This window comes from Nonomuraea sp. NPDC050680 (assembly GCF_040654555.1).
Lineage (GTDB): Bacteria > Actinomycetota > Actinomycetes > Streptosporangiales > Streptosporangiaceae > Nonomuraea.
Window position 1 is genome coordinate 625,153 of sequence record NZ_JBFAIF010000001.1, and the last position, 22,794, is coordinate 647,946.

General features: G+C 70.1%; 25 protein-coding genes, 1 tRNA gene and 1 pseudogene. 15 read left to right on the forward strand and 12 right to left on the reverse strand.

Annotated elements, in window-relative coordinates:
• Window positions 1–50: 50 nt before the first annotated feature.
• On the reverse strand, window positions 51–506 hold the full coding sequence (locus tag AB0H88_RS02995; RefSeq protein WP_357640505.1) for a TIGR02611 family protein: 456 nt from the start codon (window positions 504–506) through the stop codon (window positions 51–53).
• A 175-nt stretch (window positions 507–681) separates the two neighbouring features.
• On the opposite strand from AB0H88_RS02995, the gene AB0H88_RS03000 reads away from it, so the two are divergent.
• From AB0H88_RS03000 to AB0H88_RS03010, 3 genes are all read left to right on the forward strand, one after another.
• Window positions 682–1,578 (forward strand): aryldialkylphosphatase, encoded by an 897-nt coding sequence (locus tag AB0H88_RS03000; protein WP_357640506.1) that lies wholly within the window; start codon window positions 682–684, stop codon window positions 1,576–1,578.
• A gap of 248 nt (window positions 1,579–1,826) precedes the next feature.
• On the forward strand, window positions 1,827–3,389 hold the full coding sequence (locus tag AB0H88_RS03005) for a histidine kinase (protein ID WP_357640508.1): 1,563 nt from the start codon (window positions 1,827–1,829) through the stop codon (window positions 3,387–3,389).
• The gene (locus AB0H88_RS03010; protein ID WP_357640511.1) at window positions 3,386–4,084 is read left to right on the forward strand and encodes a response regulator transcription factor; all 699 of its coding nucleotides are present in this window, start codon (window positions 3,386–3,388) and stop codon (window positions 4,082–4,084) included. The genes AB0H88_RS03005 and AB0H88_RS03010 overlap by 4 nt, the downstream gene beginning before the upstream one ends.
• A 54-nt stretch (window positions 4,085–4,138) precedes the next feature.
• On the opposite strand, the gene secY is transcribed toward AB0H88_RS03010, so the two are convergent.
• Window positions 4,139–5,428 (reverse strand): preprotein translocase subunit SecY, encoded by a 1,290-nt coding sequence (secY, locus tag AB0H88_RS03015; protein ID WP_357640514.1) that lies wholly within the window; start codon window positions 5,426–5,428, stop codon window positions 4,139–4,141.
• Window positions 5,429–5,516: 88 nt separating this feature from the next.
• Here secY and AB0H88_RS03020 point away from each other — a divergent pair, with 88 nt between their 5' ends.
• Complete coding sequence (locus tag AB0H88_RS03020; RefSeq protein ID WP_357640517.1) at window positions 5,517–6,098, forward strand: ATP-binding protein; 582 nt, start codon at window positions 5,517–5,519, stop codon at window positions 6,096–6,098.
• A 31-nt stretch (window positions 6,099–6,129) separates the two neighbouring features.
• Here AB0H88_RS03020 and AB0H88_RS03025 read toward each other — a convergent pair whose 3' ends face one another.
• A complete protein-coding gene (locus tag AB0H88_RS03025) occupies window positions 6,130–6,909 on the reverse strand; it encodes a putative hydro-lyase (protein WP_357640520.1) in 780 nt (259 codons plus the stop codon).
• A gap of 75 nt (window positions 6,910–6,984) precedes the next feature.
• Between AB0H88_RS03025 and AB0H88_RS03030 the strand changes: the two genes are divergently transcribed.
• A complete protein-coding gene (locus AB0H88_RS03030; protein WP_357640523.1) occupies window positions 6,985–8,616 on the forward strand; it encodes a sodium:solute symporter family protein in 1,632 nt (543 codons plus the stop codon).
• A complete protein-coding gene (locus AB0H88_RS03035) occupies window positions 8,613–8,774 on the forward strand; it encodes a hypothetical protein (RefSeq protein WP_357640525.1) in 162 nt (53 codons plus the stop codon). The genes AB0H88_RS03030 and AB0H88_RS03035 overlap by 4 nt, the downstream gene beginning before the upstream one ends.
• Window positions 8,775–8,827: 53 nt before the next feature.
• Here the strand turns inward: AB0H88_RS03035 and AB0H88_RS03040 are convergent, their stop codons facing one another.
• On the reverse strand, window positions 8,828–9,064 hold the full coding sequence (locus AB0H88_RS03040; protein WP_357640528.1) for a hypothetical protein: 237 nt from the start codon (window positions 9,062–9,064) through the stop codon (window positions 8,828–8,830).
• The gene (locus AB0H88_RS03045) at window positions 9,064–9,288 is read right to left on the reverse strand and encodes a DUF6158 family protein (protein WP_357640531.1); all 225 of its coding nucleotides are present in this window, start codon (window positions 9,286–9,288) and stop codon (window positions 9,064–9,066) included. Before AB0H88_RS03045 ends, AB0H88_RS03040 begins: the two co-directional genes overlap by 1 nt.
• Before the next feature lie 97 nt (window positions 9,289–9,385).
• Between AB0H88_RS03045 and AB0H88_RS03050 the strand changes: the two genes are divergently transcribed.
• Complete coding sequence (locus AB0H88_RS03050) at window positions 9,386–10,318, forward strand: LysR family transcriptional regulator (protein WP_357640534.1); 933 nt, start codon at window positions 9,386–9,388, stop codon at window positions 10,316–10,318.
• 120 nt (window positions 10,319–10,438) lie between these two features.
• On the opposite strand, the gene AB0H88_RS03055 is transcribed toward AB0H88_RS03050, so the two are convergent.
• Complete coding sequence (locus tag AB0H88_RS03055; RefSeq protein WP_357640537.1) at window positions 10,439–10,966, reverse strand: histidine phosphatase family protein; 528 nt, start codon at window positions 10,964–10,966, stop codon at window positions 10,439–10,441.
• Window positions 10,967–11,072: 106 nt separating this feature from the next.
• Here AB0H88_RS03055 and AB0H88_RS03060 point away from each other — a divergent pair.
• From AB0H88_RS03060 to AB0H88_RS03090, 7 genes and pseudogenes are all read left to right on the forward strand, one after another.
• Window positions 11,073–11,146, forward strand: a tRNA-Ile gene (locus AB0H88_RS03060).
• Between the two features lie 153 nt (window positions 11,147–11,299).
• The gene (locus tag AB0H88_RS03065) at window positions 11,300–11,497 is read left to right on the forward strand and encodes a hypothetical protein (protein WP_357640540.1); all 198 of its coding nucleotides are present in this window, start codon (window positions 11,300–11,302) and stop codon (window positions 11,495–11,497) included.
• 221 nt (window positions 11,498–11,718) lie between these two features.
• Window positions 11,719–12,369 carry a helix-turn-helix domain-containing protein gene (locus AB0H88_RS03070; RefSeq protein WP_357640543.1) on the forward strand — a complete coding sequence of 217 codons (651 nt, stop codon included), beginning with the start codon at window positions 11,719–11,721 and terminating at the stop codon, window positions 12,367–12,369.
• Between the two features lie 453 nt (window positions 12,370–12,822).
• On the forward strand, window positions 12,823–13,770 hold the full coding sequence (locus AB0H88_RS03075) for an NADP-dependent oxidoreductase (RefSeq protein WP_357640546.1): 948 nt from the start codon (window positions 12,823–12,825) through the stop codon (window positions 13,768–13,770).
• Between the two features lie 49 nt (window positions 13,771–13,819).
• Entirely contained in the window at window positions 13,820–14,296 is a 477-nt protein-coding gene (locus tag AB0H88_RS03080) for an ester cyclase (protein WP_357640549.1), read from the forward strand.
• Window positions 14,297–14,726: 430 nt separating this feature from the next.
• Window positions 14,727–15,596 carry an alpha/beta hydrolase gene (locus AB0H88_RS03085; RefSeq protein WP_357640552.1) on the forward strand — a complete coding sequence of 290 codons (870 nt, stop codon included), beginning with the start codon at window positions 14,727–14,729 and terminating at the stop codon, window positions 15,594–15,596.
• 423 nt (window positions 15,597–16,019) lie between these two features.
• Window positions 16,020–16,292 (forward strand): annotated as a pseudogene (locus AB0H88_RS03090) (hypothetical protein); the annotation flags it as partial.
• A 136-nt stretch (window positions 16,293–16,428) separates the two neighbouring features.
• Here AB0H88_RS03090 and AB0H88_RS03095 read toward each other — a convergent pair.
• Genes AB0H88_RS03095 through AB0H88_RS03105 form a run of 3 tightly spaced genes read right to left on the reverse strand, consistent with a single transcriptional unit; the run spans window position 16,429 to window position 18,546 of the window.
• Complete coding sequence (locus AB0H88_RS03095) at window positions 16,429–16,785, reverse strand: hypothetical protein (protein ID WP_357640554.1); 357 nt, start codon at window positions 16,783–16,785, stop codon at window positions 16,429–16,431.
• 23 nt (window positions 16,786–16,808) lie between these two features.
• Window positions 16,809–18,059 carry a hypothetical protein gene (locus AB0H88_RS03100; RefSeq protein WP_357640557.1) on the reverse strand — a complete coding sequence of 417 codons (1,251 nt, stop codon included), beginning with the start codon at window positions 18,057–18,059 and terminating at the stop codon, window positions 16,809–16,811.
• Complete coding sequence (locus AB0H88_RS03105; RefSeq protein ID WP_357640559.1) at window positions 18,052–18,546, reverse strand: SigE family RNA polymerase sigma factor; 495 nt, start codon at window positions 18,544–18,546, stop codon at window positions 18,052–18,054. Before AB0H88_RS03105 ends, AB0H88_RS03100 begins: the two co-directional genes overlap by 8 nt.
• Window positions 18,547–18,814: 268 nt before the next feature.
• Here AB0H88_RS03105 and AB0H88_RS03110 point away from each other — a divergent pair, with 268 nt between their 5' ends.
• The gene (locus tag AB0H88_RS03110) at window positions 18,815–19,102 is read left to right on the forward strand and encodes a site-2 protease family protein (RefSeq protein ID WP_357640561.1); all 288 of its coding nucleotides are present in this window, start codon (window positions 18,815–18,817) and stop codon (window positions 19,100–19,102) included.
• A gap of 452 nt (window positions 19,103–19,554) precedes the next feature.
• Here the strand turns inward: AB0H88_RS03110 and AB0H88_RS03115 are convergent, their stop codons facing one another.
• The 3 genes from AB0H88_RS03115 to AB0H88_RS03125 are packed head-to-tail and all read right to left on the reverse strand — an operon-like array spanning window position 19,555 to window position 22,789.
• The gene (locus AB0H88_RS03115; RefSeq protein WP_357640564.1) at window positions 19,555–20,457 is read right to left on the reverse strand and encodes a polysaccharide deacetylase family protein; all 903 of its coding nucleotides are present in this window, start codon (window positions 20,455–20,457) and stop codon (window positions 19,555–19,557) included.
• Window positions 20,454–21,452 (reverse strand): asparaginase, encoded by a 999-nt coding sequence (locus AB0H88_RS03120; protein WP_357640566.1) that lies wholly within the window; start codon window positions 21,450–21,452, stop codon window positions 20,454–20,456. The genes AB0H88_RS03115 and AB0H88_RS03120 overlap by 4 nt, the downstream gene beginning before the upstream one ends.
• Window positions 21,449–22,789 carry an MmgE/PrpD family protein gene (locus tag AB0H88_RS03125; RefSeq protein ID WP_357640569.1) on the reverse strand — a complete coding sequence of 447 codons (1,341 nt, stop codon included), beginning with the start codon at window positions 22,787–22,789 and terminating at the stop codon, window positions 21,449–21,451. The genes AB0H88_RS03120 and AB0H88_RS03125 overlap by 4 nt, the downstream gene beginning before the upstream one ends.
• Between the last annotated feature and the right edge of the window lie 5 nt (window positions 22,790–22,794).

Below are 22,794 nucleotides of genomic sequence, written 5' to 3' on the forward strand. Positions count from 1 at the left end.
GCAGAATAGGCACCGGATGGCCTGATTTCCGGCAGCGATAACGACCCGGTCTAGATAATGCGCCGGGCCAGCTCGATCAGATCGATGCCGAGCGTCCTGAGGCCGAAGTAGACGATCACGGCCGCGACGGCCACGGTCACGATGAGCACGATGACACGGACCGTCCAGCCCTGCCGTTTGTACCATTCGGTCCAGTCGTGCAGCACCCGCTTGCCGAACTCCAGCGCCCGGCGCGCCCAGTGGAACTCGGTGGCCAGCACGGCCAGCCCCGCGAACACGACCAGCCAGCCCGGCCCGGGGAACGGCACCATGATCAGGCCGCCCACCACCATGATCGCGCCGATGGCGCCGATGACGATCTTCAGCGTGAGCGCGCCCGCGCGGGTGGACCGCACGCCGTCCAGCCAGCCGTGGATGCCCGAGCGGCGCTCGGGCATGCTGGAACGGTCGGCCGACTCATCCTTGATCGCGTCGGCGTCTCCGGTCTCGGAGTCCTGGATCGGCAACGTACTCCCCCGCACGGTCGATGTGCCCCCAAGGATACGGCCGAAGCGACCTGAAATAGGCTGCCTTACCAACCCGGCAACCCGCCAAATCGACAAACCGCACGAAACGTAAAATTTCATGCTTTTATAGGCGACTTCGGGCAAAAATCGGTTACCGTCTCCTATGCCCGAGGCCATGCTTCGTACCGTCACCGGTCCCGTACCCGCGACCGCCATCGACGGCGCCGTCCTTCCCCGCGAGCACCTGCGCACCGACATGCGCTGGGCGACCGGCATCGACTCCGACCCCTATCGGTGGCTCGACGAGGACCAGACCGTCACCACAGAACTCCGCGAGGTGCGCCAGTCCGACCACCTCGGCTTGATCATCGATCTTACCTGCCAGGGTATGGGCCGCGACGCCGCCGCCCTGGCCCGGATCGCCATGGGCAGCCGGGTTCCGGTGATCGCGGCGACGGGCCTGTTCGCCGGGCCGTTCAGCGGTCCCCGCGACGCGGACGTCGAGACGCTCACGAGGCGACTGATGAGCGAGATCTCCGACGGCCTCGACGACATCGGCGTTTTCCCCGGCGTGATCGGCCAGGCCGGCTGCTGCGGCAAAGAGCCCACCCCGGCCGAGGAACGCTGCCTGATCGCCGCCGCCCGCGCCGCGCTGGCCTCCCGCCTGCCCGTGGCCACGTACGGGCACAACGGGCTGGCCATGCTGGAGATCCTCCTCGCCCAGGGCCTGACCGGCGACAGGGTGAGCGTGGGCTACGCGGGCGGTGACCCGGCCGTCGCCCGCAAGATCGCCGAGGCCGGCGCGTACGTCAGCCTGGGCTCACTCAGCCTCGGCACGGACCAGTCGGCCAGGATCGCGCTCGGCCTCATCGAGGACGGCCACGCCGACCGCCTCCTGCTCAGCACCGGCGTGAGCCGGATCGCGCAGGTCAACCGGTACGGCGGGCCCGGCTACGCGCACCTGTTCCACACGCTGCTGCCGCGCCTGCGCGAGTCCGGGGTCACCGACGACACGATCCGCCTCGTCACTCGGGACAACCCGCTGCGCTGGCTGACCAGCGGTTCCGCTTGACCCGAACAGCGCTCCAGGTGGGCGGCCGCGCACCAGGTGGGCGGCTGCACACCAGGTGGGCGGCTGCACTCCGGGCGGAGCCGCTTGACCCCGAACAGCGCACCAGGTGGGCGGCTGCGCTCCAGGTGGGCGGCTGACCGCCCACCACAAGATCGTCTCTTGGGGGTCCGGGTGGTCCGGCCGCCAACCGGAGGGCGGGAAACTGGCTAGGATTATGGGCTGAGTGAGCCTGGCCAGGTAGGGGGACGGTGACCGAGCACACGCACAGCGGTGACGGCCCGCGCGGGCCGTTCAAGGCGCTGTCCCGCATGGCCCGGCTGGGTGACGTCCCGGTCGTGATCATGCTGGCCTGGGCGGGCTGGCTGGCCGTCCCGTGGTCCTTCAGCGGCCTGGCCCAGGCACGCGCCGCCGCTGCCGCCGCCGCTGCGGAGGCCGAGCCGCCGCCGATCATCTCCACGGGCACGGCCGGAGCCGGCACCTCCACCGATGCCTTACGAGTCGGCACGCCCTCCGATGCCGTACGAACCGGCTTGCCCTCCGAAGCCGTACGAACCGGCTTGCCCTCCGAAGCCGTACGAACCGGCGCCACCGCCGATGCCGTACGAACCGGCGCCACCGCCGATGCCGTGCGAACCGGTTCGCTGGCGACCGCGACACCCGCCATGGCCTGGGGCATCCCGGCCGCCCACAGCCTCACCCCGGCACACCGCACGGTCCGTGCCCTCCGTGACGGCGCGCCCTGTGGCGACGCCCTCCATAGCGATACCCTCCGTGGCGACGTCCCCTGTGACGGCGTATCGGGTGACGGCGCATCGGGCGACGGCGTATCGGGTGACGGCGTATCGGGTGACGAGCGCCGGGAGAACGTGCTCGCCGCCGAGCGGGCGCGGATCGCCGGGGAGGTGCACGACGCCGCCGGGCACGGGCTGGCGGCCATCGCCCTGCAGGCCGGGCTCGCGCTCGTCACGCTCGACGACGACCCCGAGCAGGCGCGCGCCTCGCTGCTGGCGATCAAGGAGACCAGCACGACGGCCCTCACCCAGCTACGCGCCGCACTCGACCGGCTCGACCCGCGCGACAGCACCCAGGACCCGCACGCCAGCGCCGATGACGCGCGGGACGGCGCGCACGACCTGCCGAGCCTCATCGACGGGGTCCGGGCCGCGGGGCTCGCGGTGGACATGGAACCCGCCGACCCCGCCGTGCCCGCCCACCTCAGCGCGACCGTCTACGCAGTGGTACGCGAGTCGCTCACCAACGTCCTGCGCCACGCCGGCCCGACGCAGGCGCTCGTACGGCTGTCCGGCGACCCGGCCGGGCCGCTCGTCCTGGAAATCGCCGACCGGGGCACCGACCAAGGCGCCGACCAGCCGGGAGCGGCCGAGGATCGCGGCCGGGCAGGGACGGCCGGGGAGCGCGGGCGAGCAAGCACGATCGGGGAGCGCGGCCGAGCAGGGACGACTGGGGAGCGCGGCCGAGCAGGGACGACTGGGGAGCGCGGCCGGGCAGGCATGACCGAGGGCCGGGGGCTGGCCGGGATGCGGGCCAGGGTGGTCGCCGCAGGCGGACACTTCACGGCGGGCCCACGGGACGGCGGCGGCTTCCAGGTCCTCGCCACACTCCCGCGGCAACCCTCATCCCCGAACGGCTCAGCCCACCACAACCGGCAACCCGGACCTCAGAACGGCTCAGCCCACCACAACCGGCAACCCGGACCTCAGAACGGCTCAGCTCACCACAACCGGCAGCCCTCATCCCCGAACGGCTCAGCCCACCACGACACCGCCGACTCCCCGGCAGACCTCGCGTGACCCCCGCCCCAGCCGAGGTACCCAAGGAAGCCGGGCAGGAGCCGGTGATCCGGGTGGCCGTCGCCGACGATCAGGCCGTCGTACGGATGGGGCTCAGGGCGTTGCTGGATCGGGAGCCTGGCCTGGAGTGCGTCGGCGAGGCGGCCGACGGCGCGGCGGCGCTCCAGCTCATCCGCCGCACCCGTCCCGACGTACTCCTGCTCGACATCCGCATGCCCGGTATGGACGGCCTGGCGACCCTGCGGGCCATCGCCGGTGACCGTGAGCTGAGCGGCACCAGGATCGTGGTGGTGACCACGTTCGCCGTGGACGAGTACATCTTCGCCGCGCTCCAGGCCGGTGCCAGCGGGTTCCTGCTCAAGGACAGCGCCCCCGACGAGCTGGCCGGCGCGGTCCGGGTGGTGGCCGCGGGCGAGGCACTGCTGTCGCCCGCGATCACCAGGAAGGTCATCGGCCTGTTCGGCCGCCACGGCACCGAACCGGTCGAGGGCCTCGACACCCTCACGCCGCGCGAACGCGAACTGGTCGCCTGGGTGGCCACCGGCCGGTCCAACGAGGAGATCGCCAAGGAGCTGGTGATCAGCCCCGACACCGTCCGCACGCACGTCAGCCGGGCCATGGTCAAGCTGCACGCCCGCGACCGCGCCCAGCTGGTCGTGTTCGCGATGCGCGCCGGCCTGGCCGTACCGACGTAGCCAGCCGACCTGGCCCTACCGGCGTAGCCAGCCGACCTGGCCGTACCGCCGTAACTATCTGAGGAACCCCTCGTAGTTGCGCTGCTGAAGCTGCGCCTCGATCTGTTTCACCGTGTCGAGCCCCACCCCCACCATGATCAGGATGCTGGTCCCCCCGAACGGGAAGTTCTGCTGGGTGCTCGGATCCCGCAGGATCGCGAACGCGAGCAGCGGCAACAGCGCCAGAACTCCCAGGTAGACGGCCCCGGGCGCCGTCAGCCGCGACAGCACGTACGCCAGATACCGCGCCGTCGGCGCGCCAGGGCGAATGCCCGGCACGAACCCGCTGTACCGCCGCATGTTGTCGGCCACCTCGACGGGATTGAAGGTGATCGACACGTAGAAGTACGCGAATCCCACGATCAGCAGGAAGAATCCGATCATGTAGAGCGGGTGCGTGCCGGCGGTGACGTTCCGCGACAGCCAGCCGCCGACCTCGTCACCGAGCAGCGGGGCGGCCAGCGTCGGCAGGTACAACAGCGACGTGGCGAAGATGACCGGCACGATCCCCGCCTGGTTGACCTTCAGGGGGATGTAGGTGCTACTCCCGCCGTACATCCGCCGCCCCACCGCCCGCTTGGCGTACTGCACGGGGATGCGCCGCTGCGCCTGCTCGATGAACACCACGGCCGCCACCAGGAACACCCCGGTCACCAGCAGCATGCCGAAGGCGAACGGGCTGAGCACGAAGATGGTCGACATGTACGACGGGAAGAAGGCCACGACCTGCGTGAACATCAGGATCGACATCCCGTTCCCGATCCCCCGGTCGGTCACCAGCTCGCCCAGCCACATCACCATGCTGGTCCCCGCCACCAGGGTGACCACCACCACCGCGACGCCCAGCAGGCTCTCGTCGCGCAGCAGCGGCCGCGCGCACCCGGGCAGCAGCTGCCCGCCGCGCGCCAGCGCGACCACCGTGGTGGCGTTGAGCACGGCCAGCCCGATGGTCAGGTAACGCGTGTACTGGGTGATCTTCGCCTGCCCGGACTGCCCTTCCTTCCTGAGCGTCTCGAGCCGTGGCACGACGACGGTCAGGAGCTGCATGATGATGCTCGCGGTGATGTACGGCATGACGCCCAGCGCGAAGACCGACAGCTTCAGCATCGCGCCGCCGCTGAGCATCTGCACCATGTCGAACAGCCCGCCACGCGCCGTACCCAGGCACTGCTGGACCGCCACGACGTCCACTCCCGGCGCCGGCAGGATCTGTCCCAGCCGGAACAGCCCGATGACGGCCAGCGTGAACAGTAACTTCTTACGGAGATCCGGCACCCGGAACGCCCTGAACAGCACGGTCAGCATGAGCCGAGTCTGTCGGCGCCCCCGCCTCCGGTCGTCCGCCGAGCCGCGTCACCCGCGTACGCAGATCCGCGTACGCGACACTGTCCCCATGAGCACGCTATGGGTGATCAGCGGCCCGCCGGGCGCGGGCAAGTCCACCGTCGCGGCGGCGCTGCTCGCCCGCCTCGACCCGCCGGCCGCACTGCTCGACAAGGACACCGTGTACGGCGACTTCGCCGCCGAGATCCTCCGGGGGTACGGCAGGCACCACGGCGAACGCGAAGGTCCGTGGTACGACGAGCACATCAAGGCGCACGAGTACACGGGCCTCACCCGAACGGCCAGGCAGATCCGCGAGCACGGCTGCCCGGTGCTGCTCGACGGCCCGTTCACCGCCCAGGTGCACTCGGCGCGGCTGTGGGAGCGCTGGGTCGGCGAGCTGGGTGGTAATCCGGTCAGGCTCATCTGGGTCCGCTCGGACGGGCCGACCCTGCGCGAGCGACTGGTGGCCAGGGGGTTGGAGAAGGACGCGGGCAAGCTGGCGGCGTTCGAGGCGTATCTGGCGGCGATCCGGGTGTCCGAGCCGCCGGCCGTACCGCATCTGGAGATCGACAACCGTCCTGGCGCGCGGCCGGTCGGCGAGCAGCTGACGACTGCGGGCATCCCACCGCGCCCGCACGGATCGCATTAACGATATTTCGCCCTGTGGGCGAAATATCGCGTTAAGGCACTCGATACTCGGCGTCGCGCGCGTCGATGATCGCCATGTGGCCCGGCAGGTGGCCGATCGCGAAGTCCACGCCACTGGCCATGATCACCGCCTGCGGCGTCACGCCGCAGGCCCAGAACAGCGGCACCTCGCCGGGCCGCACCTCCACCGGATCGCCGAAGTCGGGCCGGCCGAGGTCGGCGATCCCGATCGCGGCCGGGTCGCCCACGTGCACGGGCGCTCCGTGCACCTGCGGGTAGTGGCCACTGACCTCGATCGCGACGTCCACGAGCGCCGCCGGGACCGGCCGCATCGACACCACCAGCGGGCCCGACAACGGGCCGACCGGATGGCAGGGCACGTTCGTCCGGTACATCGGCACGTTCGTCCCCAGCTCGAGGTGCCTGATCGGCACCCCGGCCCGCAGCAGCGCCTGCTCGAAGGTGAAGCTGCAGCCGATGAGGAAGGCCACGAGGTCGTCACGCCACTCGGCGACGACGTCGTCGAGGTCGGCGACCGGCCGTCCGTCGCGATAGACGCGGTATCCCGGCAGATCGGTACGCAGGTCACCAGGGAACAACGCGGTGGACCACGCCCCCGGCTCCCCCACGTCCAGCACCGGGCACGCCTGCGAGTTCAGTTGTGCGAACAGCAGCAGCTCGTAGCCCAGCTTCCTGGGCACGGCGATCAGATTGGCCTGCGTCCAGCCGGAGCACCAGCCCGCGGTCGGCACCCGCTCGCCCGCGCGGAAGCGCTCGCGCGCCTGCGCCGGGGTCAGGTCTGCGACATCCACATCTCGAGACTACGCCCGGTAACTGGGCCCGCAATCGACGACATACTCTGGCTTTTCGGGGTAGTAGGGGACGCCGTGCGCCTTGATGTGAACCTCCTCGACTACGCGCTCATCGCGATCTACTTCGCGACCGTGCTCGGCATCGGATTCGCCGCCAAGCGGCGGATCAGCTCGAGCCTCGACTTCTTCCTGGCCGGCCGTGGATTACCCCCGTGGATCACCGGGCTGGCCTTCGTCTCAGCCAACCTCGGCGCGATCGAGATCCTCGGGATGGCGGCCAACGGCGCCCAGTACGGCGCCATGACCGTGCACTACTACTGGATCGGCGCAGTGCCCGCGATGGTGTTCCTCGGCATCGTGATGATGCCGTTCTACTACCGCTCGAAGGTACGCAGCGTCCCGGAGTTCCTGGGCCGCCGCTTCAACGGCGCCACCCAGCTGCTGAACGCGCTCTCCTTCGCCGTGGCCCAGATCCTCATCGCCGGGGTCAACCTCTACGCGCTCGCGCTGGTCATGGAGGCCCTGCTGGGCTGGCCCCTGCCGGTGTCGGTGGTGGTGGCGGCGGTGATCGTGCTGTCGTACATCACGCTCGGCGGGCTGTCGTCGGCGATCTACAACGAGGTCCTGCAGTTCTTCGTGATCCTGGCCGGGCTGATCCCGCTGACCATCCTCGGGCTGGCCAAGGTGGGCGGCATCTCCGGGCTGTTCGACAAGGTACGGCAGAGCGCGCTCGGCGAGGCCGGTCTGCACACGTGGGCCGACAGCGCGGGCAAGAACCCGATGGAGGCCCACTGGCTCGGCATCGTGTTCGGCCTGGGCTTCGTGCTGTCCTTCGGCTACTGGACCACGAACTTCGCCGAGGTGCAGCGGGCATTATCCGCTCGCAACACCAACGCCGCCCGGCTCACCCCGATCATCGCGTCCTATCCGAAGCTGTTCATCCCGCTGGTGACCGTACTGCCGGGGTTGATCGCCCTCGTTCTGTTCAAGGACCTGGGCAAGGGCCAGGCCTACAACAACGCGATCCCGCTGCTCATGCAGGACCTGCTGCCCAACGGCGTACTCGGCGTGGCGGTGACCGGGCTGCTGGCCTCGTTCATGGCCGGGATGGCGGCCAACATCAGCGGGTTCAACACCGTGTTCACCAACGACATCTGGCAGGCGCACCTGGCCAAGGACCGCGACGACGGCTACTACCTGCGGGTCGGCAGGATCGCCACCGTCGCGGGCGTCGCGCTGGGCGTCGGCACGGCGTTCATCGCGGCCGGCTACTCCAACATCATGAACTACCTTCAGGCGCTGTTCTCCTTCTTCAACGCGCCGCTGTTCGCGACCTTCATCCTCGGGCTGTTCTGGAAGCGGATGACGCCGTGGGCCGGCTTCTGGGGCCTGCTGGCCGGGACTGCGTCCGCGTTCGCCTCGTACATCGCGTACAAGGCCGGAATGCTGGACTTCGGCACCGAACTGAACGCCAGCTTCTGGGGCGCGGGCGTGGCCTTCGTCGTCGACCTGCTCGTCTCGGTGGTGGTCACACTGGTGACCACGCCCAAGCCGGTGGAGGAGCTGCGCGGGCTGGTGTACGGGCTCAGCGCGGTCGACCTGGCCGACGACGCGCTGGCCGGTGACAAGAAGTGGTACCGCTCGCCCGTGATCCTCGGGACGGGCGCGATCGTCCTGGCCGCCGCGATGTACGGGGTGATCTTGTGAGCGACATCAGAATGGTGATCGGCGGACTGTTCCTGATCTACGGGGTGATCCTGATCATCGCCGGGGTGGTGGGGGCGGCGGTCAACCTGTGGACCGGGCTGGCCATGGCGGTCTTCGGCGGCGCCTTCGTGATCTGGGCCCGCGTCAAGCGCATCTGACGCCGGGGGGCGGCCGGCCCATCGGCCCGCCGCCCCCTGTCCCGGCGTCATGTTCAGTAGTCGAGCCCGAACGTATGGGCGCCCAGGCCGAACCCCTTCCCCTGCGGCACCACGTACCCCTGCTCGATCAGCGTCGTCACGCTCCGCCGTACCTCTTCCTCCTCCAGACCGGTCGCGCGGACCAGCGCGCCGAGCTCCGCGCCGCCGGACTCGACCGCCTGTGAGGCGACCGCCTCGTACACGTGGATGTCGACGTCGGACAGTGCCTGCACATCGTGATCTCGGGCCATCAGCGCCGCCTCGCCCCGTCCCTGAGCCGGCCCGGGTCGACATCGCGTTCCGGGTAGCGGCGCAGATACTCGCTCTCGAGTTCGTTGGTCCGCGAGGTGTGGCGCGCGAACGCGGCGGCCGAGCCGTGCAGCAGGGCGTCGGTACGTGTGCTGTGCAGTTGCCGCAGCTCACGCAGCAGGTCTTCTTCCTCGAGTTGCGCTGGATCGATTCCCATCGTCGTCATGGCCTACCCCCTACCCCAGAAGGCGCTCGACAATATCTGTCACATTTCCTGACATAAGGGCATTGTCGGGAGGAGATCACCGCTTTACCTTCCCGTTATGGACCTCGAGCTCAGGCACCTCAGGATCGTTCGCGCGGTCGCGGACGCGGGAAGTGTGAGCAAGGCCGCGTCCCTGCTCGGGCTGGCGCAGCCGGCCCTCACCGCACAGCTCAAACGCATCGAGCGGGTACTCGGCGGCACCCTGTTCGAGCGCGACAGGCACGGCGCCCGGCCCACCCGGCTCGGCGAGCTGGTGCTCGCCCGCGCCCGGGTGCTCCTCCCTGCGGCCAAGGAACTGCAGGACGAGGCCGTACGGTTCGCCCAGGCCCCCTCCCCCGGCTTCCGCATCGGCGCCACGAACGGGGCGATACTCGGCGGCCTCGTCGACCGGCTCGCCGCGGAACGGACGGTGAGCACGTACACCTCATGGTCGGCCGACGAGCTCACCACCATGACCGAACTCGGCCGGCTCGACTACGCGCTGACCGGCGCCTGCGGCGACGGCGGCACCCCCACCGGCTCGCTGCGATGGGAGACGATCAGCTACGACCCGGTCTTCACGCTGCTCGCCGAGACCCACCCGCTGGCCGGCGAGAAGGAACTGGACCTGTCCGAACTCGCCCTCGAAAGCTGGGCCGTCACGCCCGGCGACGGCTGCTTCGCCGACTGCTTCGCCACGGCCTGCGCCCGCGCCGGTTTCACCCCGAGAACGATCTATGAGACCGACGTGGCCACCTGCACCCACCTCGCCCAGGTCGGCCGCGCCGTGGCACTCTGCCAGGCCACCCACCAGGCCGCCCCCGGCCTGGCCATGATCCCGCTCGCGGGCGCGCCGCTGCGCTGGCGGCAACTCCTCGGCCACCACGCCACCGCCCCCGACGCCGCCTGGGTGGCGGAACAGGCCAAGCAAACCCACGCGGAGGTGGTACGGCGAAGCACTGTTTATCAGGACTGGCTGGTACGAAACACCGGCTTCGGCACCGCTCCCTAATCTGTCCTGATGTCTCAACCACGTCCGCGCCGGCGATGCGGGCCGCTGCGTCTTGGCCACGATCTCGCAATCTTGCAAGTGAGGGCTGGGGAGCCATGTCTCCCCGGCCCCGTCAGGCCGCTAAGCCAGGGTGTACTCCCACCCCGGCTTCCAGTCGAACGGAGCATCCACAAGCTCCTCCAACTCGGCCCCCTCAAGCAGATTCCGCAGCGCCCACCGATTGGCCGAGTGCGAGATGACCAGCACCGTACGCCCCTGCCACCTGTCCATCACCTCTTCGAGAAACGCCGCGGTCTCCGCGACCACCTGCCGATAGCTCTGCCCCCCGGGCCACGGCGCGTCGATGAACCGCCGCCGCAACCGCGCCACCTCACTGACGGGCCGCCCGTTGTAGATCCCGTAGTCGCACTCCCTCAACCGGGAGTCGAGCCGAATCTCCCGCCCGTCCCCGAACGCGATCTCCGCCGTCTGCACCGCCCGCCGCAGATCGGACGCGTAGACCACATCCACGTCCTGCCTGCGCACCCCCAGCTCCACGGCCAACTCCCGCCCGGCCTGGGACAACTCCCCCGGCAACCAGCCGGTGGCGATCCCCGTCTCGTTGTCCACCGTGAGGGAATGCGTCTCGTAGATCAGCCTGACCGCCATGGCCCGACGCTACCCATCAACGCCGGTGTCGGGCGTACGCGCTGAGTGAACGAGGACGATCTATGCTGGCATCACGGCTCAGGTGTGGAAGACTGCTTGTTTGCAAGGGGCGGTAGCTCAGCCGGTCAGAGCATCGGACTCATAATCCGTGGGTCGTGGGTTCAAGTCCCACCCGCCCTACTCTTCAATACCAGCAGAAACCGTCGCCCGACCTGCGCTGTCGCAGTGAGGCGGGGGTTTCGCGTGTCCGGCTGTCTGCGGCTGATACTGACCGTACACTCCGTCACCGTCACCGACCTGGCGGCCGTGCAACGACGCCGGTAGCGTCCCACCGTGATCGTCCAGGCGGGCCAGCGGATGCTCCAGCGCGTCATGTTCGAGAAACAGTTCGCCGGCAAGCGCTCCGGGCCGCCCCCTGCCCTGCTCTTCCTCACCCGCGCCTTCCCCCGGCTCCGGATGATCCCCGCCCGCTTCGTGGGCTTCGGCCCCCGCCCGGAACACGCTCCCGGCTACGCCCGCAGGACCGTATAAGACGAAGGTCATGCGCGGGCTGGGATCGACCTGGAGGACGCCGGCACAGCGCATGAGCAGGTCGGCGATCGACGCGCTGCTGCGGGGCTGTACAAAAGAACGGGCCAGGCCAGAGTCGTTCTTTTTGTACAGCCCCCTCCTGCTCGGGATGTGAGCACTTCGGTGACATCTGCGCCGCGTATGTTCTTCTATCCTCGGACTCAAGCGGGAGGGATACGCGGATGGCAACGAACACGAGTGCGCGCCGGAGCCAGCGGGAACGCACCGAAGCGACCACGGGCGCCCTGGTCACGGCGGCGCGTGAGCTGTTCGTCAGCGATGGTTTCTCCGCGACCTCGCTCGATGCGATCTGCGTCAGGGCCGGGGTGACACGCGGCGCGTTCTATCACCACTTCAGCAACAAGGAGCAGATCTTCCGCGAGGTCTACGCCGCCGACCAGAGGGCACTTGCCGTCGTCGTCCGGCAGGCGTTCCAGACCCGGCAGGACCCGTGGGACGGGGTGTTCGCGGGCTGCCGGGCTCTGCTGGAGGCCTCACTGGAGCCCGCTGTCCGCCAGATCACCTTGGTCGAGGCGCCGGGCGCGCTCGGCTGGTCCGCCATGCGCGACATCCAGTCCGGGTGCAAGGACCTGATGCGGCGCGGGCTGGCCATCGCGGTCGAGGCCGGCTGCATCCCCGACCGGCCGCTGGCCCCGGTCACCTCGCTGCTGTACGGGGGGATCTGCGAGAGCACCCTGGACATCGCGCGCGCCGCCGACCAGCGGGCCGCGCTGAAGGACACGCTGGCCGAATTGGGCATGGTGCTCGCCGGTGTCGCCGGCCGTTCCGCCCCGGGCTGCGCGCACGGAGAGCAGGCGGTGTCCCGACCTTGAGCTCGCCCGGCATATGTGATCTTGCTGGAATGCGCCGCGTGTGACATCGATCCGCCGAGTGGCGAGCAATGCCACGGCCGGCATCGGTCCGGCCTCGTGCACCGGCTGTCGGTTCTCGATCGGCCACCATTCTCCAGGGCGGGAGGAGCGGGGTATGCCAAAAGTAATCTATGGAGCCGAGAAGCCGTCCAGCCTCGACCAAGTCGGCAGGGGTGTTCAGATTGCGCACGCCGGCCTGCGCCTGGCACTCCCGCACTCCGTGAAGTCCTGAGCACCGCCCATGCGCTGAGGGCTGGGCGATACCCGATCTTGAAACTGGGCTGGAGGAGGTTTCTCTCCTACCTGGCCGGTCCGCCACCACACAATCGACCACCGCGCGGATGCCCCCGTCCCATTTACGTACGTTCTGTATGTATGTATCTTGGCTTCATCACACGTCGGAAGGGAGCGCTCGTGCGGGCGATACGGCAGTCGGCATGGGGAGAGTCAGCGGCCATGGCGCTGGTCGAGGTGGCGGCGCCCGAGCCGGTCTTCGGTGAGGTGCTGGTCAAGGTCATCGCGGCCGGTGTCAACCCGGTCGATGTGTACACGCGCCGGGGGCAGGCCTACAACCGGGTGCTCGACCTGCCGTTCGTCAACGGCTGGGACGTCGCCGGGCAGGTGGTGCGGACCGGTTATGGCACGACCCGGTTCCAGGTGGGCGACCTGGTGTTCGGGATGCCGTGGTTCCCGCGGGTGGCGGGTGGTTATGCCGAATACGTCACCGCTCCCGCCCGCCATTTGGCCCGGATGCCTCAGGGGTTGAGCTTCACCGAGGCGGCGGCGCTGCCGCTGGCTGGTTTGACGGCGTGGCAGATGCTCACCGAGGTCGCCGGCGTCGTCCCGGGACAGCGAGTCCTCGTGGCAGGCGCGGCCGGCGGCGTGGGGCATCTGGCGGTCCAGATCGCCAAGGCGCGCGGCGCTCATGTGACCGGTACGGCCAGCGCCGCCAAACACGCCTTCGTCCGGGCCCTGGGCGCGGACGAGGTGATCGACCACACCACGGCGCAGGTGCCGGCCGCGGCGCGTGACATGGACATCGTCATCCAGATGTTCGGCGGCCAGGCCGGGCTCACGGCGCTGGAGTGCCTGCGGCCCGGCGGCGTCCTGGTCAGCGGGCAGGCGGCCTGGACCCCCGGCCTGCACGAGCGGGCCGGCGAACTCGGCGTGCGCGCCGTGGCCTATCTCGTCGACCCCGACGGCGCGGGGCTGGAGGCGCTGGCCGACCTCGTCGCGCAAGGACGACTCAAGGTGCACGTCGACGCGGTGTTCCCGTTGGCGCAGGCGGCCAGGGCGCACGACCACGTCGCCGCAGGCCGTACCACCGGCAAAGTCGTGCTCGCTGTCGGCGAGCCCTCGTGAGAGCAGAGTCAGTGTGAACAGCGGGCCGCCGACAGAAGAGGAGATGGGAATGCCCGAGAAGCACATCACTCCGTCTGGCGTCGTACGAGCTTACGCGCGGGCGAAGAGCCGCGCCGACCTGCCGGCGGCGCTGGCGTGCTGCCGCCGGGATGTCGTCTTCGAGACGATCGCCTTCCAGGCCGTCGCGACCGGTCTGGACGAAGTCGCCCGGCAGAACACCGCGTTCCTGCGCACCTTCCCCGACTACGGCGTGGAACTGGAATACCTGGTCGAGGCCAGTGAACTGGTCGTCGGCGCCGGGACGGTGCGGGCCACCATGATGCAGAAGCTGGTGGGGATCGAGCCCACGGGCCGCTCCTTTGCGCTGCCGTTCGCCTGCCACTGGACCGTGCGGGACGGGCTGATCGCCCATGAACGGTTCTTCTTCGACTTCCATCAGATGTGTGAGCAACTCGGACTGCCCACCGAGGCCGCAGCAGCGAAATTCGCCGCCTGGCGAGAGCGTGCCGAAAGGACGGCTCGATGACGGCGTGCATGCTGGGTCAGGCGGCTGGACATGGCGAGCAGCCGCCAGTGTTCTTTGGTTGTGCGCCGAAATGTCCCCTCTTCAGGCGGAGAACTGATTCGCTGAATGGAGGATGGTGTGGTTGATGCCATAATCCGGATTTCGAGACCGATGGAAGTACGTGGGACCGACGGTTGTCCCGTTCACCTCGCAGGTAAGCAGCAAGCAGTCCTCACCGACGACCTGTAGCCGATCGTCCCGCACTCCTCGGCCTGGTCGGCCGAGGTCCACCGAATCAAAGCGCCGCTGGACCGGACAAGACCCGGGGTACGACGCCCTGCGCATCGCCACCCATCCAAAACACATACATGATGTACGTACGTTATCTGTTCGTCATCCCGAAAGAGACGCCCACGCGGGCGACACGGCGATGGGCGCGAGGAGAGGCGTGATGATCGGAGAAACCATGTTCGACGGCGAGATCCACCGAGTGAGAGCCAACGGCATCGACTTTGCCTACATCGAGCACGGCACGGGACCCCTCGTCATCTTCTTGCACGGATTCCCCGACAATGCGTTCACCTGGACCTGGCAGATGCATCGGTTCGCCGAGGCCGGATATCGCGCCGTGGCACCCTTCCTCCGTGGATACGCCCCGTCAAGCGCGCCCATGGACGGGGCCTACGATCCGCGTACGCTGGGCACCGATGTGGCGGCCCTGATCGACGCGTTGAGCCCCGATGGGCGGGCCCACGTGGTGGGCATGGACTGGGGTGGGACGGCTACCCACGCCGCCCTGGTCACCCATCCCGACCGCATCAAGGCCGCGGTCGTCCTGAACACCGCCCACCCGTACAGTGTGCTTCACGGTGTGAAGGATCCCGAGCTGGTTCAGCGGCTGTTCCACTTCTGGTTCTTCCAGTCCGAAAGCGCTGACTGGGCGGTGCCCATCGAGGGCCTGCCCATGGTGGACCACCTGTGGCGCACATGGTCACCGAACTTTCAGGACTCTGATCACATAGCAGGCGTGAAACGCACCTTGGCGGCACCCGACGGCATCAAGAACGCGCTGGCCTACTATCGCGCCCTGTGGCGCGCTCACCGCGACGGTGCCGTGCCAGTGGGCGCGACGGCGGTTCCGACTCTCTCGCTGTTCGGCGAGACCGACTTCACCACGAAGTACGCCGGAGAGGAAGCTCCCGGGTTCAGCGGGCCCTATGAACGCACCATTCTCCCCGCTGCCGGCCACTTCCCCCACCTGGAGGCGCCGGAGACCGTGGCCGGGTTGATCCTGGAGTGGTTCCGTCGTCACCACGACTGACGCAGCGGCCCGTCGAGCCGTACACGAACACCGTCCGGAAAGGCCCGCGAACTTCGCCGGCTCACCGTCGAAGGCGGCGCGGGTCCAGGCTCCGATCAGCCGGTCACTGAGGCCAGCCTGGCAGGGTGACAGCTTGGCGAACAGGGCCCATGCGCGTGGAGGTCCAGCGGGACAGCGCGCGGGCGGTGTCGAGAGCCGGCACCGACCACGTCGAGTCGGTCTTCACCTTCGCCAGCGTCTCCGGCCGACGTGCCCGGCGGGTAGCGCTTCAGCACGGCGCCGGCCCTGCTGCCGTACACCTGCTCGATCGCGGGCTTGTAGTCAGGCGAGCGGTGCGACGATCCGTCGGGTCGTGAAACGGGGGCGCTTGGGTCCGGCACCGTGACGGGCCGCTGGCCGCCGGCGTGAGATCCCGCCGCGGGCAAGGACGGGACGTTGGCCGACATCCAGGCGGACTCGCCCGCCGCGGGTCATGTCCACGCCAAGACCGGGACAGCCGGGGCACCCTCCCCCGACACGGGCGAGCCGCTGATCGCCAAGGCGCTGGCCGGATACATCGAGCTTCCCGACGGCTCCTGGACGACGTTCGCGGCATTCATGGAACAGCAGGCCACCTCTCCCGATCTCCTCACGACCGCGGGCCAGACATTGGGCGAGATCGCGACAGCCGTGTACGAGGAGACGAGCCGGTCGTGACCCACAAAACATCGCGGCGTTCCGTACTCGGCTGCTGGGCGCCGCTCGCAGCCACCCGCGCCCAGCTGGTCGCCCGATGCGAGATGAGGCCACCGACCGGCTGCGGACACGCCGCGCCTCGTGGACCTGGACGAGGTCACCTTCCGGACCCGCGGTTTCGGGAACGCCTCGCCCGCAGCATTAGCACGAGTCCTGCCGTGTAGGCGAGGGCGTACCCCAGGGGCAGCCAGCCCCCGCTCGCCGCGCCGGCGAAACTGACGGCGGCCACCAGAGCCAGCAGCACCGCGGCCACGGCCAGGTCTCGCGCGGCCGTCGCCACCACCGCGAGGCCGCCGAGCACGCCCACGGCGGTGAGCAGATCGACGACCAGCCAGGCGTCCAGCAGCCCCGCTTCCGCGACCAGGCGCAGCACCGGCATAGGCAGCGACGGCGTCCAGATCCAGGTCGGGCCGCCGCCGGCCAGGTTGGCGGCCGTCGGGGTCGCGACGAACACCAGCAGGACGCTTCCCGGAGACCTCAACGGAGGCTGGCCAGGCGGTAGACGTCGCCGTCCCTCCACAGCAGCCAGTCGCCCGCCGCCGGCATGACGTCCGGGCTCTTGAAGCGCCGGCCGGTGACCGGGTCGAGGAGGAAGGAGTCGGCCCCGGTGTTGTACGTGATGAACCGCCTGCCCGCCGTCATCCACGGCGAGACGTCCTTCTTCGCCGCCGGAACCCCGGCCAGCGTGGACACCGGCCCCCAGGAGACACGCGGCATCCACCGCACCGTGTTGCCGGCCACCCAGGCGAACCAGTTCCCGGAAGCCGCCGCGTACCACCTCTGGCGCGGCTCGCCCATGCGCTGCGGGCGGACCCCCTCCGGCAACGGATGCTCCGCTGTCACCGTGCCGGTCTCGACGTCGATCACGCGCAGCACCTTGTCGTTCGATCGGTCGGTAGTGAACAGGTAGGGGTAGGAGAACGCCACCGCCTCCCCGCTCGCCGGGTCGCCGTCCCTGACGACCGTGCCCACCCCCGCGCAGCCCTTGGCCGCCCAGGGCTGCCGCATGACGTCGCTGCCGACGATCACGCCGCCGTCCACCCAGACCCGGGCCCCGGCGTCCGTGCCCTGCGGGCTGACCGTGCGCGTGGTCCCGTCCGCCGTCCTGCACCGCTGCTCGGCCGCCGAGCCGTTCTGCTCCGCCCAGGTGGAGAAGCCCGTACCCGTCCCTAGTCCCGACCGCGCCGGGAAACCGAGGTCCCTGGGCGTGCCGCCGCTCGCGCCCACCTCCGCTACCTGCCCGTCGGGCGTGGAGCCGAGTACCGTCCCGTCGCTGCCCAGTGCCCAGGGTACGAACGGCTCACCCTGACTCGTACGGCTCTCGACGTCCACAACACTCCGCACGTCGACGAGGTCACGCAGGGCCTGTTCGAGGCCGCCCGCGGCAGGGGTGCGGAAACCCGCCTCGTCCGGCGTCGGCGTCACGGTCGCGGTCGGCACCGAGGGTGCGGTCGGGTCATCGATCGACGTGGAGGGCGACGGGAGGGTCGGCTCGGAGGTCGGGCTGAGCGTCACCGTCGTCGCGGCGTCGCCGTTCCCGCCGCGCACAGCCAGTGGCACGGCGACCAGCACCGCCGTCATGCCCGTCGCGGCGGCCAGCGCCAGCGCCCGCCTGTTCCTGCGGCGCACGGCCACGGCCCGGTGGATCCGATCGGCCAGGCCGGGCGGTGGATCGTCCGCGGCGGGTTCGCTGAGCAACGCGGCCAGGCGACGCTCCAGGTCATCCATGTTCGACCTCCTCGGTCTTGACGGCCTCACGCAGCCGGGCCAGCCCTCGCGAGACCTGGCTCTTGACGGTCCCGCGGCTGCAGCCGAGCAGCCGGGCGATCTCCTCTTCGCTACGGGCTTCGACGTATCGCAGCACCAGCACGGCTCGCATCCGCGGGGGTAAAGCGGCGATCCTGGAGCGCAGGCCGTCGTCGTCGAGGAGGCGTTGCAGTCCCACGTCCTCCGCCACGGTCTCGGGCGGAGCCGCCATGCTCACCTCGCGCTTCGGCCGCCGCCAGCGATTGGTCATGATGCGGACCATGGCGGTGCGGACGTACCCTTCCGGGTCGTCCTTGCGCCTGATCGCGTTCCACCGCAAGCCGGTACGGGTGAGCGCCTCCTGCACCAGGTCCTCGGCGTCGTGCCGGTTCTGGGTCAGGACCATGGCGTAGCGATAGAGCGCCGGCAGCCGCTGCGCCGCGAAAGTCTCGAGCGTCGGGTCGCCCACTCGCACCTCCGCCTGTCAAGGACACGGCAACCGGCCGAATGGTTGAGTGACCGCGCGAATTGCCGCGAACCCGTCCGCCCCGCGCGTCAAGCGGCCGACCACCGAGGAAGCGGGACGGCGTCAAGTGCATCCCGTTCGGCGGCTACATCCGCATGATCGGCATGCTGCCGCCGCACCCTGGAGAGAATCCCACCAAGGTCAGGAGCACGACGACAGGACCTTTCCAGGGACTGATCGAGTCCGCCCGGGAGGCCGCGCTGGAGGAGGTGTGCGTCCAGGCGACGAGCACCGCGTCTTCTACCGCAAGAAGTGGTGGCAGAAGGTCATCATCATGTCCGGCGGGCCATTGACGAACTTCGTGCCGGCGTTCATCTTCTTCATGATCCTGCTGGTCGGCATCGGCCTGCCCGCCGAGGTCGCGATCGTCTCGCCCACCACCGAAACGTGTGTCATCCCCAGCCTGATCCGCTCCCACGGCCCCGGCCCGGTCAGGCTCGGCATCACCACGCACAGGAGTTGGTTCGCCCCTCGTGGCAGATCGTCCGCTCCGGAGTGATGCGGGGAACGTGCCTCAGCAGAGCCGCCGAGGGTGGTACGGGCGGCGTCGGCCGCATCCGCCGCCAGGCCGGCGGGCATGGTGACGTTGCGTTCCGCCCGGTACACGACCGGACCGACGCTTCTGAGGACCGCCATACCTGCCGGCCATGAGCACGCTGCCGGTCGCCAGGAGCGCCGCCCTCCGTCCATGCGCACCCCGGTGATCAGCAGGAGCCCTGCGGCCGCGAGTATCAGCGCACCAGTGATGACCCAGCCGGGACGTGTGCGCCGGGCCGGCACGGCCGCCATCGTGGTGCCGGCCGCCATCCCGGCGAAGCTGGGCCTAGACCACAGCACGCTGCGGTGAGCGGGCGCATGCCGAGCACCAACCGCAGGGTGACCTACGTGCCGACTGATCGCTGGGGCGGCCGATTGCGCGCGCAGGACACGGCCGGTGGAGGGCCACCCCTGTCAGAGGCCGGCAGCAGGGAAACGGTCACGCCAGAAGTCCGCGACGGCGTCGCGTCCCGTGATCCAGACGTCGTCGCGCTCCCTGATCCGCTCGAGCACCCGCAGCAGCCCGGCCAGCCGGGCCGGACGGCCGATGATGCGCGGATGCAACCCGATCGACATCATCCGCGGCTGCCGCACACTCTCGGCGAGCAGCACGTCGAAGCAGTCGATGGCGTAGCGGGCGAAGTCGTCGGCGGTGAAGAACTGGCCCTTGTAGAACTTGGTGTCGTTCACGTCCAGCGAGTAGGGGACGATGAGGAACGGCCTGTCGCCGACCCGCTCCCAGTACGGCAGGTCGTCGCTGACCGAACCGGCGTCGTAGAGGAGCCCGGCCTGGGCCAGCAGGGGGCGGGTGTGCACGGTGTTCGGCGGCCGGGTGAACCAGCCCTTGACCGGCCGGCCGGTGAGGCGCTCCAGGGCGGTGACGCAGTCCTCGATGTTGCGGCGTTCCTCATCGACGGTCATGCCGGTGTGCGGGATCCAGCGGTAGCCGTGTCCGACCACGTCGCAACCGCGCTTGACGATCGCGTCTGTCACGGCCGGGTTCCGCTCCAGGGCGAGGGCCGAGGCGAATATGGTGGGAACGACGCCGTGGTCGTCGAGCGCCTGGAGGATCCGCCAGATGCCGACGCGGCTGCCGTACTCGAAGGTGGATTCGGTGAACAGCTCACGCTCGCCGTCCGGGACGTCGTAGCGGGCCTCAACGAGGGTCTCGCGGGCGGTGTCGCCGTCGAGCGCGTTGCGTTCGGCGCCCTCCTCGTAGTTGATGACGATGTTGACGGCGAGCCGGGTGCCGTTGGGCCAGCTGAACTCCGGCGGGTTCTGGCCGTAGCCGATGAAGTCGCGTGCCGCGGTCGTCAATGCCGGCTCCTTACGGGATCGGTGGAGGGAGTGCGGGGTGGGAAAAGGTCCGTGGCGGGCAGACCGGCGGACAGACCGAAGAGCAGTCGGAGGCGGGCCTTGACCGGCGAGAGGACGCGGGTGGCGAGCACCCCTTCGCCGAGCAGATGCGTTTCGGACCCGGGGCCGCCGTAGGTGCCGCGCAGGATGGGGCCGTCGGCGCAGCGGCTGGCCAGGACGACGGGCCGGCCCGCCCTGGCCACGCGCACGACCGCCTCGGCCATGGCGGGGGGCAGGTGCCCGCCGCCGATGCCCGCGACGACGAGTCCGTCCACGTCGCCGGCGATCGCCTCGATCATCCTCGGGCCGGAACCGGTCACGGCCATAACGACCTCCACGGTGCGGTCGGGAGGGGCGACGGCCGCCAGCCGGTCGGGGTCCTGTGGGGGGCCGAGCAGCAGTTCGACCTCGTTCTCGATCACGAATCCGACCGGTCCCGCGGACGGGGAGGAGAACGCCGCGACTCTGGCGCTGTGGTGTTTGCTCACCAGCCGGGCCACGTGGATCTCGTCCTGGAACACCACCACCGGGCCGTACCGGGCCAGGGGCGCGTGCAACGCCGCGGCCACGGCGGCGGTGAGGTTGGCCGGCCCGTCGGCCCCGGGCAGGTGCGGGCCGCGCATCGCCCCGGTGAGCACGACGGGAACGGCGGTGTCCACGAGCAGGGCCAGCGCGTAGGCGGTCTCCTCCAGGGTGTCGGTACCGTGTGTGATCACGATCCCGTCGGCGCCGCCGTCGATCTCGCGGCGTACGGCCTCCGCGAGCGTCCACATGTCCGCCGGGGTGACGGCCCGGCTGGAGACGGTGCGCACGTCCACGGTCCGGATGGCGGCCGGCAGGCCCGCGAGCAGGCCCGCGAGGTCGGCGGCGCCGCGGCGCGGAGTGGCCCGGCCCTCGGAGCGGGTGGTGGCGATGGTGCCGCCCATGGCCAGCAGGCTCACCACCGCTCTGGTCACGCCGCCTCCCCGGGCGGGTCACCCAGCAGGTCGGCGCAGTCGGCGTGGGTGAGCAGGCCGTCGAGGCGGTCCTGCCACACGGTCGCCGTGCGCCCATCGCCCATGAGCGTGGCGAACTTCTCCCGATGCTCGGCCTGGCTCAGCGGGCGCGTGTGATGGCCGCGCGGATTCGGCACGGTCGCGGCGGTGGTGCCGCCGTCGCCTGTCACCACACTCACCCGCGCCGGGGCGGAATCCGGCCACTGGTCCTCGAACTCGGGCAGCACGTGCACCTGGACCCTCTCCGCCACGGCGGCGATCTCGGGGCGGAAGCGGAAGGCCGCCACGTCGCTGCGGCCTAGGACTAGCGCGGTCGCCACGGCGTAAGGCAGCGAGAACCGGCCAGACAGGTCGTTCGCGACCGGCTGCCGGTCGATCTTCAGGTTCACCGCCACGGTGTCGACCCGTACCTGGCGAATGTCCTTCGGGCGGATCGGCGCGACGGACAGGGCCGCCTCCACGGCGCTGTGCGACAGGGCGCAGGCGCTGTGGACCTTGAAGTAGTTACGGGTGATGCCAAGATCGTCGTAGCGCAACGGCGCGGTGAGCGCGGACTCGTCCACGGCCTCGCCGGCCACCTGGCCATAGGCCACCTCCAGCGCGCCGGCCGAGCCGGTGTATCCGGCACGGGCCAGGGCGGAGGCGCGTACGCCGCTCTGGGCCGCATGACCTGTATAGGTGTTACGCGCCGTAGCGCCGTCGTAGCAAGCCTGCCACACCGAAAGCAGCGGGCTGGTCGCCGCGATCCTGGCCGCCGCCACGGGGTCGGTGCCGTCGAGCAGCGCGGCGGCGACCGCGGCGCCGACCGCGCCGACGTGCCCGTGCGGATGCACGCCCGGCCGCAGCCGGAAGGTGCGAAAGAGGCGGCTGCTGACCTCGTACCCGGCCAGCACCGCCCGGACGAGGTCGGCGCCCGTGGCGTGCGCGCGCTCGGCGACGGCGAGGGCCGCGGGGACCACGTGCATCGCGGGATGGCCGGTGGGGCGCATGCCCTCGTCGAGTTCGAGGCTGGTGCCCGCGGTCGCGTTGAGGTACGCCGCGTGCGCCGGGTGCGCCCGCAGGCGCGGCGTCGTGAGCACGGTCGCCGTGTGCCCCGCGCCGGGCCGGTCGGCCGGGGTCACCAGGGCGTCGTGCCTGTCGAGGGCCACCAGAGCGGTGACCTCGGGGGTCCTGGCGCCCGCGGTGGCGACCGCGACGCTGTCGGCGATGACGAGCAGGGCGCGGCGCAGCGTCTGGTCGGGCACCTGGGCCAGCTCCAGCTCTGCCGCTCGCTGGACGGCGATGTCGATGCTGTGCACGGTTC